Source organism: Pseudomonas sp. NFACC46-3 (assembly GCF_900114515.1).
Lineage (GTDB): Bacteria > Pseudomonadota > Gammaproteobacteria > Pseudomonadales > Pseudomonadaceae > Aquipseudomonas > Aquipseudomonas fluorescens_Q.
Genome location: NZ_FOTH01000013.1, coordinates 63,661 through 80,411 on the forward strand (window position 1 = coordinate 63,661; position 16,751 = coordinate 80,411).

Annotated in this window: 17 protein-coding genes; 7 read left to right on the forward strand and 10 right to left on the reverse strand. The window is 61.9% G+C overall.

The genetic code is table 11. The features are described 5' to 3' along the window. Window positions 1–32: 32 nt before the first annotated feature. Window positions 33–701, forward strand: a complete 669-nt coding sequence (gene elbB / locus BM300_RS14960; protein ID WP_092149195.1) for an isoprenoid biosynthesis glyoxalase ElbB — start codon at window positions 33–35, stop codon at window positions 699–701. Window positions 702–755: 54 nt separating this feature from the next. Here elbB and BM300_RS14965 read toward each other — a convergent pair whose 3' ends face one another. Together BM300_RS14965 and BM300_RS14970 are read right to left on the reverse strand one after the other, a co-directional pair. Further along, window positions 756–1,211 carry a YaiI/YqxD family protein gene (locus BM300_RS14965; protein WP_060740113.1) on the reverse strand — a complete coding sequence of 152 codons (456 nt, stop codon included), beginning with the start codon at window positions 1,209–1,211 and terminating at the stop codon, window positions 756–758. 109 nt (window positions 1,212–1,320) lie between these two features. Then, window positions 1,321–3,219, reverse strand: a complete 1,899-nt coding sequence (locus BM300_RS14970) for a cytochrome c/FTR1 family iron permease (protein WP_092149198.1) — start codon at window positions 3,217–3,219, stop codon at window positions 1,321–1,323. A gap of 315 nt (window positions 3,220–3,534) precedes the next feature. Here BM300_RS14970 and BM300_RS14975 point away from each other — a divergent pair, with 315 nt between their 5' ends. The 4 genes from BM300_RS14975 (at window position 3,535) to BM300_RS14990 (ending at window position 6,860) form a co-directional block, all read left to right on the forward strand. Next, entirely contained in the window at window positions 3,535–4,929 is a 1,395-nt protein-coding gene (locus tag BM300_RS14975; RefSeq protein ID WP_092149204.1) for a COG3014 family protein, read from the forward strand. Between the two features lie 18 nt (window positions 4,930–4,947). Further along, window positions 4,948–5,319, forward strand: a complete 372-nt coding sequence (locus BM300_RS14980; protein WP_092463236.1) for a YcfL family putative periplasmic lipoprotein — start codon at window positions 4,948–4,950, stop codon at window positions 5,317–5,319. A 206-nt stretch (window positions 5,320–5,525) separates the two neighbouring features. Then, window positions 5,526–6,113 carry a penicillin-binding protein activator LpoB gene (gene lpoB / locus BM300_RS14985; protein WP_072343012.1) on the forward strand — a complete coding sequence of 196 codons (588 nt, stop codon included), beginning with the start codon at window positions 5,526–5,528 and terminating at the stop codon, window positions 6,111–6,113. 3 nt (window positions 6,114–6,116) lie between these two features. Then, window positions 6,117–6,860 (forward strand): penicillin-binding protein activator LpoB, encoded by a 744-nt coding sequence (locus BM300_RS14990; protein ID WP_092151245.1) that lies wholly within the window; start codon window positions 6,117–6,119, stop codon window positions 6,858–6,860. A 79-nt stretch (window positions 6,861–6,939) separates the two neighbouring features. On the opposite strand, the gene rhtB is transcribed toward BM300_RS14990, so the two are convergent. The 3 genes from rhtB to BM300_RS15005 all read right to left on the reverse strand — a co-directional run bounded on the left by rhtB (window position 6,940) and on the right by BM300_RS15005 (window position 10,166). Next, the gene (rhtB, locus tag BM300_RS14995) at window positions 6,940–7,572 is read right to left on the reverse strand and encodes a homoserine/homoserine lactone efflux protein (protein WP_092148211.1); all 633 of its coding nucleotides are present in this window, start codon (window positions 7,570–7,572) and stop codon (window positions 6,940–6,942) included. A gap of 102 nt (window positions 7,573–7,674) precedes the next feature. Further along, window positions 7,675–8,256 (reverse strand): mechanosensitive ion channel family protein, encoded by a 582-nt coding sequence (locus tag BM300_RS15000; RefSeq protein ID WP_092148214.1) that lies wholly within the window; start codon window positions 8,254–8,256, stop codon window positions 7,675–7,677. Further along, the gene (locus BM300_RS15005; protein WP_092148217.1) at window positions 8,256–10,166 is read right to left on the reverse strand and encodes an ATP-binding cassette domain-containing protein; all 1,911 of its coding nucleotides are present in this window, start codon (window positions 10,164–10,166) and stop codon (window positions 8,256–8,258) included. The genes BM300_RS15000 and BM300_RS15005 overlap by 1 nt, the downstream gene beginning before the upstream one ends. A 50-nt stretch (window positions 10,167–10,216) precedes the next feature. Between BM300_RS15005 and BM300_RS15010 the strand changes: the two genes are divergently transcribed. Then, complete coding sequence (locus BM300_RS15010; RefSeq protein ID WP_072343028.1) at window positions 10,217–10,681, forward strand: TIGR02444 family protein; 465 nt, start codon at window positions 10,217–10,219, stop codon at window positions 10,679–10,681. Here BM300_RS15010 and BM300_RS15015 read toward each other — a convergent pair. Next, window positions 10,678–11,853 (reverse strand): AlgP family protein, encoded by a 1,176-nt coding sequence (locus BM300_RS15015; protein ID WP_092221285.1) that lies wholly within the window; start codon window positions 11,851–11,853, stop codon window positions 10,678–10,680. The two genes, BM300_RS15010 and BM300_RS15015, sit on opposite strands and share 4 nt — an antisense overlap. A gap of 191 nt (window positions 11,854–12,044) precedes the next feature. On the opposite strand from BM300_RS15015, the gene BM300_RS15020 reads away from it, so the two are divergent. Beyond that, window positions 12,045–12,710 carry an FKBP-type peptidyl-prolyl cis-trans isomerase gene (locus tag BM300_RS15020; protein WP_092148223.1) on the forward strand — a complete coding sequence of 222 codons (666 nt, stop codon included), beginning with the start codon at window positions 12,045–12,047 and terminating at the stop codon, window positions 12,708–12,710. Window positions 12,711–12,769: 59 nt separating this feature from the next. On the opposite strand, the gene BM300_RS15025 is transcribed toward BM300_RS15020, so the two are convergent. From BM300_RS15025 to BM300_RS31410, 4 genes are all read right to left on the reverse strand, one after another. Beyond that, window positions 12,770–13,228 (reverse strand): Rsd/AlgQ family anti-sigma factor, encoded by a 459-nt coding sequence (locus tag BM300_RS15025; protein WP_003206770.1) that lies wholly within the window; start codon window positions 13,226–13,228, stop codon window positions 12,770–12,772. 174 nt (window positions 13,229–13,402) lie between these two features. Beyond that, window positions 13,403–13,945 (reverse strand): disulfide bond formation protein B, encoded by a 543-nt coding sequence (locus BM300_RS15030; RefSeq protein ID WP_092148226.1) that lies wholly within the window; start codon window positions 13,943–13,945, stop codon window positions 13,403–13,405. A gap of 396 nt (window positions 13,946–14,341) precedes the next feature. Beyond that, window positions 14,342–15,589 (reverse strand): heme biosynthesis protein HemY, encoded by a 1,248-nt coding sequence (locus BM300_RS15035; RefSeq protein ID WP_072343040.1) that lies wholly within the window; start codon window positions 15,587–15,589, stop codon window positions 14,342–14,344. Then, window positions 15,586–16,719 carry a uroporphyrinogen-III C-methyltransferase gene (locus tag BM300_RS31410; protein ID WP_256571678.1) on the reverse strand — a complete coding sequence of 378 codons (1,134 nt, stop codon included), beginning with the start codon at window positions 16,717–16,719 and terminating at the stop codon, window positions 15,586–15,588. Before BM300_RS31410 ends, BM300_RS15035 begins: the two co-directional genes overlap by 4 nt. Window positions 16,720–16,751 lie beyond the last annotated feature (32 nt).

Consider the following 16,751-nt stretch of genomic DNA (forward strand, 5'->3'; position numbering starts at 1 on the left):
ACATTTAACGCCATGAATCTGGAGAAAAGCCCATGAGCAAAAAAATTGCAGTGATCCTTTCCGGCTGTGGCGTCTATGACGGCGCCGAGATCCACGAAAGCGTGATCACCTTGCTGCGTCTTGATCAGCGTGGGGCTCACGTCCAGTGCTTCGCCCCCAACATTGCCCAGTTGCATGTGATCAATCACCTGACCGGCGAGGAAATGCCCGAGAGCCGCAACGTGTTGGTGGAATCGGCGCGGATCGCGCGGGGCAACGTGAAGGACTTGCGTGAAGCCAGGGCCGAGGATTTCGACGCCCTGATCGTACCTGGTGGTTTTGGCTCGGCGAAAAACCTCTCCAACTTTGCCGTCGAAGGCGCGGCTTGCACGGTCCAGCCAGAGGTCCTCGCGCTGACCGAGGCCTTTGCCGAGGCCGGCAAACCGGTCGGGCTGATCTGCATCTCCCCGGCCCTGGCGGCGAAAATCTACGGCCCGGGCGTGGTCTGCACCATCGGCAACGACGTCGACACTGCCGCCGCTGTGACCAAAATGGGGGGTACTCACGAAGAGTGCACCGTCACCGACATCGTTGAAGACCGAGCGCGCAAACTGGTCAGCACCCCGGCCTACATGCTGGCGCAGAACATCAGCGAAGCGGCTTCCGGCATCAACAAACTGGTGGATCGGGTGTTGGAATTGACGCACGAGAACGACGCCTGACCCCACCACCACTAACCCTGTGGGAGCTCGCTCCCACAGAGGTTTGGGCATGATTCAAGGCAATCGGGTCAGGCGCGTCAGGATCCGATCCAGGGCATTGGCAAACCCCTGCTTGTCTCGCTCGCTGTAGGCCGCCGGGCCGCCGCCCATATGGCCCTGTTCACGCAGATCAGTGAACAGGTTGCGCACCGCCAGCCGCTCGCCCATGTTTTGCGCATCGAACTCCTTGCCGCGCGGGTCCAGGGCCGCGACGCCCTTCTTCACCAACCGGTCGGCCAAGGGCACGTCGCTGCAGATCACCAACTCACCCGGCACGGCATGTTCCACCAGGTAATCGTCCGCCGCATCAGGGCCACTGGGTACCACGATCAGCTTCACACAAGCCAGGGCCGGCTTGATCTGCGGCTGACCGGCCACCAGCACCACCTCGAACCGGCGCTTCAGGGCGAACTTGACCACCAGTTCTTTCGCCGCCTTGGGACAGGCATCGGCGTCGATCCATACGCGCATTGGGGTTGCTCCTCTTTAAAATGCATCGCGAGCAAGCTCGCTCCCACAAGGACAGCCTACATCCTGTGGGAGCGAGCTTGCTCGCGATAATGAGCGCAGCGAACGCTTTTCAGGAAACCTGAACCCGACGCTTCTCCACCACCCAACTGCGCCCATACAGCACCATGATCGCCAGGATCGCCACCACTTGAGCGGCCAGCGAATAGGCATCGGCATGAATGCCCAGCCAGTCGAATTCGAAGAATGCCACCGGATGGGTGCCGAAGATCCCGGCTTCCTGCAACGCCTTCACGCCGTGACCGGCGAATACCACCGACAGCGCGCACAACAACCCGGCGTTGATACTGAAAAACAGCGCCAGGGGCAGTTTCGCCGAGCCGCGCAGGATCACCCAGGCCAACCCCACCAACAACACCAGCGCCGTCGCGCCGCCGGCCAGCACCGCGTTGTGCCCGGCGGGGCCCGCTTGCAACCACAGGGTTTCGTAGAACAGGATCACTTCGAACAGTTCGCGATAGACCGAGAAGAACGCCAGGATCGCAAAACCAAACCGACCACCGCCGCCCACCAGGCTGCTCTTGATGTAGTCCTGCCAGGCCGCTGCGTGGCGACGGTCATGCATCCACACACCCAGCCACAGCACCATCACACTGGCGAACAACGCCGTCGCGCCTTCAAGCAGCTCACGCTGGGCACCGCTGACGTCAATCACATACGCCGCCAGGCCCCAGGTCGCCAGGCCGGCCACCAGCGCCAGCCCCCAACCGACGTTGACACTGCGCACCGCCGACTGCTGGCCGGTGTTGCGCAGGAACGCCAGGATCGCCGCCAGCACCAGGATCGCTTCCAATCCTTCACGCAGCAGGATCAGCAACCCGGAGATATAGCTCAGCGACCAGCTCAAGCCATCGCCACCCAGCAGGCCGGCGGACTCCTTCAACTTGGCCTTGGCCGCGTCCAGACGCTGTACCGCCTGCTCCACCGGCAAACCGTCCTGCAACGACTGACGGTAGGCCATCAGGGACTTTTCGGTGTCCTTGCGCACGTTGGCATCGACGTTGTCCAGCGAGCTTTCCACCAGCTCGAAACCTTCCAGGTAAGCCGCTACCGACAAGTCATAGGCCTGGTCGTGATCACCGGCACGGTACGCCGCGATGCTTTTATCCAGGGTGGCCGCCGTGTAGTCGAGCAACTGCGCCGGGCCACGTTGCACTTGCGGCGGCTGGGCACGCTGGGCACGGAACGTCGCCGCCGCTGCCGGGCCTTGTGCGGCGAGGACTTCGGCCGGGGTCTGGCGCGCCAGGTCAGCGAGGTTGAAGACCTGTTCACTTTTGGCGGCGGCCGGGTCCGCGCTGAAGCTGGCGATGTAGGTCGCCAGGTCCCAGCGCTGACGGTCGTCGAGCTGATCGGCGAAGGCCGGCATATCCGTGCCTTCGATGCCCATGCCGACGGTGTTGTAGATCGCATAGAGACTCAGGCGATCCAGGCGCTGGGCGTCCCGCATGTTGGCGGGCGGCGGTTCCAAGCCGACACCGGCAGGACCGTCGCCGGCACCGTTGGCTCCGTGGCACACCGAGCAATTTTGCGCATACAGCGGCGCGCCGCGGGTGGGGTCGGGCGTGATGACCGGTGCCTGGCTGACCTCATATGCCACCGCCAGCTTGGCCCCCAGTTGCCGCGCCAGGCGCGCAACATCGCCGCCGTCCTGGCGCTGGGTGATCGCCGTGCGCAGGGTGCCGATGCCTTGGACCAGCTCAGTCTTTTCTGGCTTGGCCGGCCACCCGGCGACCAACCCTTCCAGCGCTTGGGTAAATTCCAGCTGCTCGCGGTACTCCGCCTCGTCGATGACCTTGCCCGCCTCGACCGTCGCCGGGTAATCCGCCCCGATGTAATCCAACAAATGCAGCGCCTGGGGGGCACTCTCGAGGGGGTCGGCCTGCAGCGCAGTGCTGCACAAAGCGAGCAATGGCAGTAGAAGCCAGGCCAGGAAACGGAACGGCACAGTCATGAATGACTCTCAGTTGGTAATAAGAAGTAACACATTGTTCACTTCCAATGGCTTCGGCTCAAGGGCGGATATGACTTGGGAGCCGATTTTCATCGGATTTTCATGCTTTGGAGGTGATGTCACAAAAACGGCATTTAGACACTGAAAAGCCATTACATAGCCAAGAGCCATGTTTATAATCCCGCCGCCTTCTTATCATTCGATGGCATAAAAGCTCCTCTTTTTATGAGGAACCGACAGCGTACCAACGCTTGTCCGTGGGATCGCCCCAGCCCGACCCGCACACCCCGGCTGTTTCTCAGGGAAGAAATGTTCATGGCATCCCGTGCCGTTTTTTCGATCGCCCTCGGTGCGATCACCTTGTTGTCCGGCTGTTCGGCCTTTCGCAACTACGACAGCGAATTGGCCCAGACCAACCAGCAACTGGCTTCCGGCAACGTCGACGCCGCATTGACGCTGCTGGAAAAGAACAACACCAGCCAGGACAAGGACCTGCTGTATTACTTCGAGAAAGGTGAGCTGCTGCGCGCCAAGGGCGACCTGTCCGGCAGCCAGACCGCCTGGAACAGCGCCGACCAACAAGTTGCCCAGTGGGAAGATGCGGTCAAGCTCGACACGGCCAAGTACCTGGCCCAGTTCGGCAGTTTCCTGGTCAACGATAAAGTCCGCCGCTACGAAGGCTACGACTACGAAAAGGTCATGCTGACCACGCAGATGGCCCTGAACCTGCTGGCGGTGAATGACTTCGACGGCGCACGGACCCAGATCAAGAAGACCCACGAACGCGAAGCGGTGATCGCCGACCTGCGGGACAAGGAATACCTCAAGCGCGAGGAAGAAGCCGAGAAACAAGGGGTCAAGACCGAATACAAGGACCTTCAGGGTTACCCGGTGGCCAGCCTCGATGCCCCGGAAGTGGTCAGCCTCAAGAACAGTTACCAGAGCGCGTTCAGCCATTACCTGGCCGGTTTCGTCTACGAAGCCCTGGGTGAAAAGGACCTGGCCGCACCGGGTTATCGCAAGGCCGCCGAACTGCGCCCCAACACACCGCTGCTGGAGCAGGCCCTGCGTGACCTCGACAAGCCCGCCGCCAAGAGCGACGACAGCGACATCCTGATCGTGGTGCAGAGTGGCCTGGCGCCGTCCCGGGACTCGATCCGCATTCCCTTGCCTTTGCCAATCAGCGGCAACCTGGTCATCACGCCGCTGTCGTTCCCGCTGATCAAGCCTGACACCTCCACGGCCACCTTCGGCCAGATCGGTGTCGACGGCCGCCAGCTGGACCTGACCCAACTCAACAGCACCACCGCCATGTCCCGTCGGGCCCTGCGCGACGACATGCCGGGCATCATCCTGCGCACCACCGTGCGCGCCGTCACCCGTGGCGTGGCGCAAAAGCAGATCAACGACACCAATCCGCTGGCCGGCCTGGCCGTCGGCCTCACCTCGGCCGTACTCGAAGGTGCCGATACCCGAACCTGGCGCACCCTGCCCGACTACACCCAGGTGGTGCGCCTGCGCCTGAAGAAAGGCGAGCACCAGGTCACCTTGCCAAGCGCGGTGGGCGGCTCGGTGGTCAAGGTCACCGTCGACCAGCGCTACCAGGTCATCAGCCTGCGTGCGGTGGGTAACCAGGTGTTCGCCGGTGGCCTGGCGGCCCAGGTGATGCCAAGCGCCAACCCGACCGCCATTGCCCTCAAGCAACCTTAAGAACGGAGTCTTGTTCACATGCGTTTAAAACTGATCGCCGTTGGCGCCCTGGCCTTGCTGGCCGGTTGCGCCACCCCGCCACCACCGGAGCCGGGCAGCGCCGCCAGCAAGGTCGTGGCGATGGGCAAGACCAAGAACATTGTGGTCGGCGCCATGCGCGTGGCCCGGGAAAACGGCTACATGACCGTCAATGTCCAGTTGAGCAATACCAGCTACAACAACAAGACGATGTATTACCGCTTTGCCTGGCTCGGGTCGGAAGGCTTTCCGATCGCCGAGGAAGAAACCTGGAAAAGCCTGACGCTGTATGGCGAACAGACCAGCTTCCTGCCGGCCATCGCACCGACCCCCAAGGCGGTGGATTTCCGTTTGGAAATCAATACTCCTTGAGCCTGATCCCGGTCGGTCAAGCCAACACCAGACCTGTGGCGAGGGAGCTTGCTCCCGCTCGGTTGCGCAGCGACCGCAAGATCTTGGGGCCGCTTCGCGACCCAGCGGGAGCAAGCTCCCTCGCCACGGGGATCGCCGGCACAAGTTCCTTTACTGATCGGCATCAAGCCTTAGCCCCATTTCATTCAGCTTTCGAGAGCATCCCCATGTTCGTACGCATTTCCTCCATCGCCCTCGCCGCCCTGCTGGTCAGCGGTTGCGCCAACAACTCGCCGGTCCTGGGCAACAAGAACATCAGCTACGGCGACACCAAGGCCGTGGAAACCGTGACCAACGAGTTCGGTTCCACCGACCTGCAAATGATCGCCGAGTCCATGACCCGCTCCCTGGCCCAGTCCGGCATCCTGCAGGGTCGCCCGGTGGTCCAGGTCTATGACGTGAAGAACAAGACCAGCGAATACATCGACACCCGTGAAATCACCACCAGCATCAAGACCCAGCTGATGAAGACCGGCGCTGCTCGCTTCGCCAGCGACAACACCGCCATGGACAGCCAGGTCGATCAGCTCAAGCTGCAGAACCAGAGTGGCCTGTACAAGAAAAGCACCGTGGCCAAGACCGGCAACATGATCGCTGCCAAGTACCGCCTCGAGGGCTCCATCAGCTCGATCGTCAAGCGCAGCAGCGACTACAAGGACGTCTTCTACAAATTCAGCCTGCAATTGATCGACGTCGAAAGCGGTCTGGCCGAGTGGATGGACGAAAAAGAAATCCGCAAGACCACGGAGCGTTAAGCCATGCGCACATGGATAGGCATCATGGCCCTGGCCTGCGCATTTGGCGCGCAGGCGGCCCCGAAAGTCGCAGTGACCGACCTTGCATACCAGGAGCGGGTGGAGGAATACATCCACACCGTCTCAGCGCAGAGCAACTTCCAGGCGAACCCTTACAGCGCCAGCGCTTCCTCGAGCTACGACGAGATGGAAGCCACCAGCAGCTATATCGAGCAGGGCGAACTGCGCAAGTTCACGGGCGACATCAAGGGCGAGATCCTGCGCAGCGGGATGTTCCAGCTGGTGCAGGGCACCCCGCACACCGCGTCGTCCAAGGGCGACGTCTATGACGTGATCAAGCGCATCAAGGCCGGGAACTTCAAGGGTGCCGACTATGTGCTGTTCGGCACGGTGTCGGACATCGACTTCACCCGCGACATCAACGAGCTGGCCAATACCGACAGCTATTCGGCCGTACTGGCGCTGACCTTGGTGGCAGACTTCAGCCTGATCAACACCAAGACCTACGAAATCACCTCGGCCTTTACGGCCATGGGCGAAGGCCAGGACACCAAGTTGTTGAACCACCGGGACGTGCGCATCAGCCTCAACCGGCCGCGGGTGGTGCGCGATGTGTCCAAGGCCCTGGGGGAAGACGTGGCGCGGCAACTGAGCGAACAGCTCGGCGGCCCGAGCTATCAACAGCCCGGCGAGCCGATGCAGCGCAATAACCTGCCACGGGATACGGCGCCGGTGATCTTGCGCTGAGCCACACCGCTGGATAGTAGAGACGCTTTTTGTGGCGAGGGAGCAAGCTCCCTCGCCACAGGTGTTGTGTATAAGCCGGTTACACCGCAGCCTTGCGAATCGTCGCGAGCAAGCCCGCCGCCCCGATGAACAGGCCAGCAAACGTGCGGTTCATCCGCCGTTGCTGCTTCGGTGTACGCAACAGCCGCAGGACTTTGGACGCCAACCCGGTGTACCCGGCCATGACGATGAGGTCGACGACGATCATGGTGACGCCCAGGATCAGGTATTGCTGGATCAATGGTGCATGGGGATTGATGAACTGTGGCAACACCGCCAGCATGAACACCAGCGCCTTGGGGTTGCTGATGTTGACCAGGAAGCCACGAAACACCAGCGCCAAAGGGTTACCGATGGGCCGCACGACGGAGTCATCGCTGATATCGCCAGGGATGGCTCGCCACTGTTTGATACCCAGGTAAACCAGATAGGCCACGCCGAACCACTTGATCGCATAGAACGCGGTGGCCGAGGCCGTGAGGATAGCGCCAACACCGGCGGCGACGATCACGATTTGCAGCGCCAGGCCCAGTTGCAGGCCCAGGGCATTCCAGTAACCGCGCCAAAACCCGTAGCGCAAGCCACTGGACATCGATGCAATGGCACCGGCGCCCGGGGAAAGACTGATCACCCAACAGGCGGCGAAAAACGCCAGCCATGTTTCCAGCACCATTGCACACCTCGGCTCGAATTCGTCGAAAACGACTAAGCTAATGCGCCGCTGAAGGATTGACCATCGCTTTTTTGCAAAAAAAAGCCAATCGGCGAAGCCGGATTATTCGACGAACCCACCCACCGGAAACGCTTCGCTGCCACGCCAGCGCCGTACCGAACGCTGGAAGAACAGGCTGTTGGGTACTTGCACCATGGCACTGCCGGTGCCGAGTTCCTCGGGTTCGATCAGCGTGGTGTACAGCAGATTGATCGCCACCACGCGTCCTTTGATGCCAGGCTTGTCGGTGGTGTCCACCAGCTCGACCACATCGCCCAGGCGAAACGGTCCGACGGTGTAGATCAACACGGCGCAGAACAGGTTGGACAGCACGCTCCAGATGGCGAAGAACGCCACCGCCGCCACCGCCACGAAACCCGAGATCGCCGTCCAGAGTACCGTGGCCGAGACACCCAGGCGCTCCAGCGCCACCAGTACGGCGCTGCCCATGATCAGCCAGCGCAGCACACCGCGCAGGATGATCACCAATTGCGTCGGCAGTGGGTAGCGCTCGCCGAGGCCCGTGAGCGCACGCGCAACGAACCGCTGGGCGACATATCCCACCAACAGGATCAGCAGGATTTGCACACCCAGCCAGATCGGCTCGATCCACATGACGGGTATAGGCAACGCCAACGCTTCCATCAGGACAACGCCTCCAGCTCCGCTTGCAGGTTTTCCAGCAGTTCCAGCGCTTGCATCCAAGCCTCCTCGAGTTCCGCTTCCCGAATTTTCAGCTTGGCCTGCTCGGCCAGCAGGTCGCGCAACTCATCTTTGCGCGCCGCCTCGTAGAGACCACTGTCGCCAAGGCTGGTTTCGATCTTTTGCAGTTTTTCATGCAGCTTGCCCAACTCGGCTTCGAGTTTGTCGGCCTCACGCTTGTGCGGCGCCAGTTGCTGGCGCAATGCGGCGGCGGCCTGGCGCTGGGCTTTCTTGTCGGTCTTGTCCGGGTTGACCGGCGTGCTGCTGACCGGCGCGTTGCGCTGGCGGTATTCCACCAGCCAACGGGCGTAGTCTTCCAGGTCGCCGTCGAACTCCTCGACCTTGCCGTCGGCCACCAGGAAGAAATTATCCGTAGTGCTCTTGAGCAAATGCCGATCGTGGGACACCACCAGCACCGCGCCACTGAATTCCTGCAAGGCCATGGTCAAGGCCAGGCGCATTTCCAGGTCCAGGTGGTTGGTCGGTTCGTCGAGCAGCAACAGGTTCGGCCGGCCCCAGGCGATCAGTGCCAACGCCAGGCGTGCCTTTTCGCCACCGGAGAAATTCAGCACCGGCTCGTCGATGCGCGCCCCGCGGAAATCGAAACCGCCGAGGAAATCCCGCAGGGTCTGCTCGCGCTCGGTCGGTGCCAGGCGTTGCAGGTGCAACAGCGGGCTGGCCTTGGAGTCCAGGGAATCGAGCTGATGCTGGGCGAAGTAGCCGACCACCGTGTTCTCGCCCCGGGTCAGGCGCCCGGCCAGAGGCTCGAGTTCGCCGGAAAGGTTCTTGATCAGGGTCGACTTACCGGCACCGTTGGGGCCCAGCAGACCAATCCGCGCACCCGGGGTCAGTTGCAGCTTGACCTTCTCCAGCACGGTCTTGTCGCCATACCCCAGGCGCGCGTCGGACAGGTCGATCAACGGGCTGGAAATCTTGGTCGATTCGCGGAAGACAAAATCGAACGGTGAATCGACGTGGGCCGCCGACAACTCTTCCATCCGCTCCAATGCCTTGATCCGGCTCTGGGCCTGGCGGGCCTTGGTGGCCTGGGCCTTGAAGCGGGCGATGTAGCTTTCCATGTGCGCACGTTGCGCCTGCTGCTTCTCGTAGGCCTGCTGTTGCTGGGCCAGGCGTTCGGCACGCGCGCGTTCGAAGGCGCTGTAGCCGCCACGGTACAAGGTGAGCTTGCGCTGATCGACATGGGCCACGTGATCCACCACCGCGTCGAGGAAATCACGGTCGTGGGAAATCAGCAGCAGCGTGCCCGGGTAACTCTTGAGCCAGTCTTCGAGCCAGATGATGGCGTCGAGGTCCAAGTGGTTGGTCGGCTCATCGAGCAACAGCAGATCCGAAGGACACATCAAGGCCTGGGCCAAGTTCAGGCGCATCCGCCAGCCACCGGAGAAGTCCCCGACCTGACGATCCATCTGCTCATTGGTAAAGCCCAGGCCGGCGAGCAATTTGCGCGCACGGGCATCGGCGGTGTAGCCGTCGGCACTGTCGAGTTCCGCGTGCAGACGGGCCTGTGCGGCACCGTCGTGGGCCGCTTCGGCCGCCGCCAGGTCGCGTTGCACCTGGCGTAGGCGCAGGTCGCCATCGAGCACGTAGTCCACCGCCAGACGCTCGAGGGTGTCGACCTCCTGGCGCATGTGGGCGATGCGCCAATCAGCCGGCAACAGGCAATCACCCGAGTCCGGGTGCAGCTCGCCTCGCAGCAAGGCGAACAGGCTCGATTTGCCGGCGCCGTTGGCACCGATGAGGCCGGCTTTGTGGCCGGCGTGCAGGGTCAGCTCGGCGTCTTCTAGCAGACGTTGCGGGCCACGCTGTAAAGTCAGGTTCTGAAGTCGGATCATAATGGCGGCGGAGTCTACCAGCTTCGCTCGCAACTGGCGCGAGTAGCACGATGTCCCCAGACCTGTGGAGCTTTTCCCTCGACCTCTATGCCAAGCCTGGCGTAGAGCCTGCGTGCCTGGCATCACAAGACGCCGGCGCCAACGTCTGCCTGCTGCTGTGTGGCCTGTGGCTGGCGCAGCGTGGCGTGGCCTGCAATGAACACAGGCTGCGGCAGCTTCGACTATTGGCCGAGCCCTGGGATGCCGAGGTGGTGCGGCCACTGCGCACGCTTCGCAGCCAATGGAAAACCAGCGCCCTCCAGGACACGGCACTCAATGGCCTGCGCGAGCAGGTCAAGCAGCTGGAGCTGGCGGCCGAACGGCAATTGCTGGAGCGATTGGAAGCGCTGGCCAAGGATTGGCCTGGGACACAACAGAACGATTCAGCGCAATGGCTGCAAGGGCTGGCGGCGAATGCCGGGCCAGCGAGCCGCGACGCGCTGCATCAGCTGCGCGTCGCGGTGTCCGGCACTTAGGAAGCGCTGGTTGGGGTGCTGCTGATGCTCGGCGCAACGGCGGCGGATGGGCTGGTCGCCGCGGCCGGAGTGCTGGCGGCTGGAGCCGGTGCCGTGGTCGGAGCCGGTGTCGCTGGCTTGGCGGCTGGCGCAGTCGCAGGTTTTGCAGCGGCTGGCTTTTTCACGGCCGGTTTCGCTGCCGGCTTGGCGGCTGGTTTGGCGGCAGCGGGCTTCGCGACGGCTGGTTTAGCAGCCGTTGGCTTCGCAGCAGCAGGCTTGGCCGCAGCCGGTTTGGCAGCGGGTTTAGCCGCCGCTTTGGCGGGGGCTTTGGCAGCGACAGGCTTGGCAGCCGTTTTCGCAGCGGGCTTGGCCGCAGCCGTTTTGGTTGCCGCAGGCTTCGCTGCTGGTTTGGCAGCAGGCTTAACGGCAGCAGGTTTTGCGGTGGCTTTTACCGCAGCTTTGGCAGCAGGTTTTGCGGCGGCGGTTTTAGCGGCAGGTTTGGCTGCAGCTTTTGCCGCAGGTTTAGCGGCCGGTTTAGCAGCAGCTTTTACAGCAGGCTTGGCGGCAGCAGGTTTTGCAACTGCCGTTTTTGTGGCGGGCTTGGCCGCAGCTTTGACAACTGGTTTTTTTGCCGCAGGTTTTGCAGCACTGGCAGCGACCGATTTGGCAGCTGGCTTGCTGGCAGCTTTGGCCGGTGCTTTCGCCGCAGGCTTGGCAGCGACTTTGGCCGGAGCTTTTGCCGCGACGGGTTTAGCCGCCGGCTTCTTGGCCGATACAGCGGCAGGCTTGGCAGCACGAAGCGTCAGCGCCTTGCCTGCGGCTTCTTGCACGCGACCGACACCCTGGGCCAGTTTCAGGCTTTCCTGGGCATCACGCTTGAGTTGCAGAATGTAGGCGCGGGTCTCGGACTGACGATCCTTCAAGGCATCAAGCAGGTCTTCGAGTTCTTTCACGACATCTTTGGCCTTGGCTTGCGCCTTGGCCTTGCCAGCGGTGGCTGCGTCTTGCAATTTGGTGCGCGACTTGTGCAGTTTTTCCTGCGCTTTGCCGCGTTGTTTTTCAAGTTTGGCGAGCAGTTTTTCAGCATCAGCCAGGGCTTGGGAGCAGGCATTTTCCAGATGTTCGAGCAGGCTGCCCGAGAGTTGTTGGAGCAAGTGCAACGGAGTGTTTACAGGCTTCTTGGTGGCCGACATGGTTTACCTCCTGACTGACGTGAGTGCGGCTCATACTAGACCTCTGCTTCAACCGCCGCTAGGGCATGTTGACAGTACACAAGACGTTGCGTTGCAAGGGACGAAAAATCTTCTGCGCCAGTGCCTTGGCAATCCACCTCTATAGATATCGGCACTGGCATAATTCCTCGATTCGAGGCCGGAGAGCACACATGTCGCGTCACCTGTTTTTATTCCTGTGCATGGTTTGCTCCACGGTCCAGGCCGTTGAAAAAACCAGCGCAAACGATGCCCACGATTTGGCTTACAGCCTGGGCGCAAGCCTCGGCGAACGCCTGCGCCAGGACGTGCCGGACCTGCAGATCAAAGCCTTGGTCGAAGGCTTGCAACAGGCCTACCTGGGCAAGCCGCTGGCCCTCAAGGATGAACGCATCGAACAGATCCTGGCCGAGCACCAGGCACGACTGAATTCGCAATCGACAACGCCACAGATCGAAGCCGCGTTGAAAACGGAGCAGAAATTTCTCAATGAAGAAAAGAACCGTCCAGGCGTCCAGCAACTCGCAGACGGCATCCTGCTGACCGAGATCAAGCCAGGCCACGGCGCGAAAGCCGGCCCTCACGGCAAGGTCCAGGTGCTGTATACCGGTCGATTGCCGGACGGCACCGTATTCGATTCCAACCACCAGGCACAATGGTTCAACCTCGACAGCGTGATTGACGGCTGGCGCAGTGCATTGCCGCAAATGCCGGTAGGCGCAAAATGGCGGTTGGTGATTCCGTCGACCCTGGCCTATGGCGCTGAAGGGGCGGGAGATGTGATCCCACCATTCACGCCACTGGTGTTTGAAATCGAATTGCTGGGCGCGACGACCTGACGCCGACTCAATAAAAAACGGTGCGCACTGCGCACCGTTTTTTCATGACCGCGAAACCCTCAGGCCTGGACCGCGGCTTCTTCCTTGTGAGCGTTGTGCAGCACTTCGATCAGGCAGTCTTCCAGTTCGAAACGTTCGTGCAGCAAGCCGCCCAGCTCCTTGAATTTTTCCGCTACGCACTTGCCTTCATCGCACAGGTCGTTGAACGCCAGCAGCTTTTCGGTGATGACGTCGATACGCGGGTAGATCTGCTCGGCCAGTTCCAGGCCGCGCTTGTCGTTGAAGGCCTTGGCCTCGCCCGTCAGTTGTTCGTATATCTCGAAATGACCGGCAGACACATAGTCGACCAGCACACCGCAGAACTCCTGCAAGGGTTTGCGGCTTTCGCTCAGCGCTTCAGGCTTATCGCCGAGGGCATCGTAGGCCCGAACCAGTTCGTGACGCTCCTGCAACCAGCGATCGATCAGCAGATGCACCCCACCCCAGCGTTCCTGAGCATTCTGACAACTTTCGAGCATGGTGATTTCTTCCCTTGTGGGTCATGCCACTCGCAGCCTGTGCACGCCTGATGATCAGGGACAAGCCAGACACAACATGATCGAGCGGCACAATTCCAATAACACGTGCGGGCCAGATTATGCCCGCACGACAATGGCTTCAAGGTACGCAGGAGATAAAGTTCATACAAGTGTTTAATCCACGGCCCGGAGCATCTGCGACGTATCGCCGCTGAGCGGTCGTACCAGAGCACTCCAGGCAAGGCGCAGCAGTAGATAGGCCATCGCGCTGGACACCGCGAGAAAGAACAACAGGCTCCATTCGGGGATACTCAGGTCGAACAGCGTCCAGGTGATATTCGCGCAATCGACTGCGCCGTCGAGGACGCGATGCAACGCGCACCACCACGAATCCATCAGCTTGGGCTGGGCAACACAATCAGGAAACGGCTCGAACGAATGGCTTTGCATCAAGACCTGACGCCATGCCAGGGTCATTCCCCCCGTCGCAAAAACCAACCCTGCCGCACCATAGAAGAGACTGCCTCTTTGGCCTGGACCGTGTACGCATGCCACAAGGCTGTTCACCAGGAACAGCGTCAGGCACAACCGCTGCAAGACACACAGGCTGCAAGGCGTCAGGCCGACCGAATACTCCAGATAAGTGGCAATGCCCAAAGCCAGGGCTGCGGCGATGGAAGCCATGAAAAACAAGAAGCGTGAGCTGGCCAAAGACATGGCGGTTCCGTAACAGAAGAGACAAGCAGTTACGGTAGAGGAAAGCCCTCGGGCCTTTCAAGGCAGGCCCGCGCAGACACTTCACCAGGGATGTAGGGAATTCCCGACAGGCCAAAGAGGATACAGCGCGATGGGCTGTAGGACTTTACTGACGGCATGACCAAAGCCCCAAAACCAGGGTGGTATTCGCAACCCTTCGCTCGTGGACGGCACTGAACCTGTGGCGAGGGGATTTATCCCCGCTGGGCTGCGAGGCAGCCCTAAAGCCTGGCGCCGTGCGTGCTGTATCAGATTTTCATCGAGCCCAAGCTTCAAAGGGCCGCTTCGCAGCCCAACGGGGATAAATCCCCTCGCCACAAGGGTTCATACCATTTTCAAGAATGAGTCATGCCCCTCTCAAGTGGACAACACCTGAGCCGGAACCGGCAACGGTGCGGCCAGCAGGCGCTCGTCCAGCAGCCCCAATCCCTCCTGGAACAACTGGTTGCTGCGCTCGGCATCGCCCAGTTGCGCCAGCAATCGCGCCAGTTCAGCACAGGCTTCGGGGTTGCGTTGGACGCGCAAGCTGCTTTCCAGATAGTCCCGCGCCTTGCCCCACAAACTGTTCTGCAGGCATAGGCGCCCCAGGGTCAGCAGCAGGCTTGGATCCGCCGGATGATCCTTGAGCCAGCCTTCGGCCGTTTGCAACTGGCGGATCGGATCATTGCCTCGAACCAACCCGTACAGGCGCGCCAGATGGCTGTCATAGTGACGCTTGAGCGCACTTCGCAGTACCTCTTCGGCCTCGACCTGGGCTCCCAACTGACGCAACTGCTCGGCATAGGCCAGCACCAGCGCGGACTCCTGGCGCTGCGCGGAGGTCAGTTGTTGCCAGGCGCGATTGAGCGACTGCAAACCGACGCTGCCGTCCTCCTCACGGTGGGCTGCCAGGGTGAGGTTTTCACCCCAGGCACGACGTTCCAGTTCCGCCAGTTCAGCGGGTGGCAGGACCTTGTCCTTGCGCAGCTCCGGCAACAGCCGGATCAATGCCGACCAGTCGCCGCGCTGCTGATGCAGTCGTTGCAGTTGGCGCAGGACCTGGACGTTATGGGGATGCCGCTCATGCATGGCCTGGAGCGTGGTCAACGCGCCGTCGGTGTCGCCTCGGTCCGTCTGCAGTTGCGCGTGCGTAAGGGCAATGGCCAGTTCCGCCTGGGGCTGACGCTCCAGGGCGCGCTCGAGCAAACTGTCGCTCTGTTCGTAGAGACCTTGTTCGTTGGCCGCACGGGCGGCACCAAGGTAATACAGCAGTGGCTGGCGCTCGGCTTCGGCAGCACGATGCAGGTGTCGTTGGGCACTGGCCCAGCGACCTTCGGCCAGGTCCAACTGGCCGTGCTCGATCGCCACTTGCACCCGCCGGCTGCGGTTGCGCCGCGACCACGGGTTGACCACGCCGCTCGACGTAGTCACCAGCCCGATCAGCGCCCTCAGGCCTCGCCACACCAGCCAGAGCACCGCCACCAGCGCCAGGGTGACCCAAAGGCCAGCTTCATAACGGAAGTTCTTGTACGCCACCAGCACGTAACCCGAATGCTCGGCAATCGCCACGCCCAGCAAGGCGGCGGCAGCGATGACCACGAACAGAATCACGTAGAGACGCTTCATGGCGTGGCCTCCTGCGCGCCAGGCGCGGGCAACGGCTTGACCGATTCCTGGGCATTGAGGTTGCGGCGCTCAAGGTAAGCCTGGACGCTGCTCAGCGTGCCCGTCAGGTCCGGGGTGACCACCGTCACCGGCTGCTTGGACAGCTCGACCACGCGCTCGAGCATGATCTTGCTTTGCGGGTTGTCCTGGTTGAAGTTGTTCTTCAACACGTCCCGAGCCTCGGTCAGCGCCTGGGTGTAGACCGGCGCCTGACCATTGAGGGCGGCCCATTGCGCCTGCTCCAGCGCCAGGCTCAAGGCCAGGCGCACTTGCACGAGGCTTTGCCCGGCCAGCAGCGGACGAACATTTTCATCGGCGTTGAAGTCGATACGGATATAGCGCGAGATCTGGTCCCACCACTGCGCCCAACGACTGGCGCCATCGCCGTCGGCGGTCAGGCCCAGCAAGGATTCACCGCGGTCCTTGTACTCGGGCGCCAGTTCGGTCAGTTCCAGGACCTGGTCACGCAAGGCGCCCAGTTGCAGGAACAGCCCGGTGCGATCCGGTTGCTCGGTGCTGCGCAACGCGGCGAGGGTCTTGGCCAGTTGCTCGCGGGCGGCGAACGAACCGGGGTCGTTCTGCTCGCGCAGGATTTCGTCAGCCCCCTGGACCAGCGCCTGGGCACTGTTGATGTCCTGCAGGGCGGAAAGACGCAGGCTGGCCAGGCGCAACAAGTGCTCGGCCTCCGCCAGGCGCCAATCCTTGCGGCTGGCACCGAGCACGGTTTCCAGGCGCTGGTTCAGGTGCTGCTGGTCACTTTGCAACTGGGCCACCAGGCGCCGCCGCCCCTCCAGCTCTTCGGCCGGAGGCAATTGCGCCAGGCGCTCGCTCAGGCGTTGCTCGTTGAGCTTGAGGCTCTGGGCCTGGTCATTCAGTGCCTGGACCTGGGCGGACTGCTGCTGGTTATTGGTTTGCAGGTGACGCACCTGCCACACGCCCCAACCGCCCACGGCCACGCCAGCGGCCCCGAGCAGCAATGCAACTATGGCCAACCCGTTGCCGCGACGCGGCGCCACCGGGGGCGGAGTTTCAACCGGCGCATCGATCGCTGGCTGGTCTAGATCTTCTTTTGGCAAGGCTGTTTCGCTCACGTATCCATCCTTTGCATTAGAAAACGGCACGG

What these genes read in the sequence shown, in the direction of transcription:
- elbB (WP_092149195.1), top strand. Translation starts at nt 33, where the DNA reads ATGAGCAAAAAAATTGCAGTGATCCTTTCCGGCTGTGGCGTCTATGAC.
- BM300_RS14965 (WP_060740113.1), bottom strand. Translation starts at nt 1,211, where the DNA reads ATGCGCGTATGGATCGACGCCGATGCCTGTCCCAAGGCGGCGAAAGAA.
- BM300_RS14970 (WP_092149198.1), bottom strand. Translation starts at nt 3,219, where the DNA reads ATGACTGTGCCGTTCCGTTTCCTGGCCTGGCTTCTACTGCCATTGCTC.
- BM300_RS14975 (WP_092149204.1), top strand. Translation starts at nt 3,535, where the DNA reads ATGGCATCCCGTGCCGTTTTTTCGATCGCCCTCGGTGCGATCACCTTG.
- BM300_RS14980 (WP_092463236.1), top strand. Translation starts at nt 4,948, where the DNA reads ATGCGTTTAAAACTGATCGCCGTTGGCGCCCTGGCCTTGCTGGCCGGT.
- lpoB (WP_072343012.1), top strand. Translation starts at nt 5,526, where the DNA reads ATGTTCGTACGCATTTCCTCCATCGCCCTCGCCGCCCTGCTGGTCAGC.
- BM300_RS14990 (WP_092151245.1), top strand. Translation starts at nt 6,117, where the DNA reads ATGCGCACATGGATAGGCATCATGGCCCTGGCCTGCGCATTTGGCGCG.
- rhtB (WP_092148211.1), bottom strand. Translation starts at nt 7,572, where the DNA reads ATGGTGCTGGAAACATGGCTGGCGTTTTTCGCCGCCTGTTGGGTGATC.
- BM300_RS15000 (WP_092148214.1), bottom strand. Translation starts at nt 8,256, where the DNA reads ATGGAAGCGTTGGCGTTGCCTATACCCGTCATGTGGATCGAGCCGATC.
- BM300_RS15005 (WP_092148217.1), bottom strand. Translation starts at nt 10,166, where the DNA reads ATGATCCGACTTCAGAACCTGACTTTACAGCGTGGCCCGCAACGTCTG.
- BM300_RS15010 (WP_072343028.1), top strand. Translation starts at nt 10,217, where the DNA reads ATGTCCCCAGACCTGTGGAGCTTTTCCCTCGACCTCTATGCCAAGCCT.
- BM300_RS15015 (WP_092221285.1), bottom strand. Translation starts at nt 11,853, where the DNA reads ATGTCGGCCACCAAGAAGCCTGTAAACACTCCGTTGCACTTGCTCCAA.
- BM300_RS15020 (WP_092148223.1), top strand. Translation starts at nt 12,045, where the DNA reads ATGTCGCGTCACCTGTTTTTATTCCTGTGCATGGTTTGCTCCACGGTC.
- BM300_RS15025 (WP_003206770.1), bottom strand. Translation starts at nt 13,228, where the DNA reads ATGCTCGAAAGTTGTCAGAATGCTCAGGAACGCTGGGGTGGGGTGCAT.
- BM300_RS15030 (WP_092148226.1), bottom strand. Translation starts at nt 13,945, where the DNA reads ATGTCTTTGGCCAGCTCACGCTTCTTGTTTTTCATGGCTTCCATCGCC.
- BM300_RS15035 (WP_072343040.1), bottom strand. Translation starts at nt 15,589, where the DNA reads ATGAAGCGTCTCTACGTGATTCTGTTCGTGGTCATCGCTGCCGCCGCC.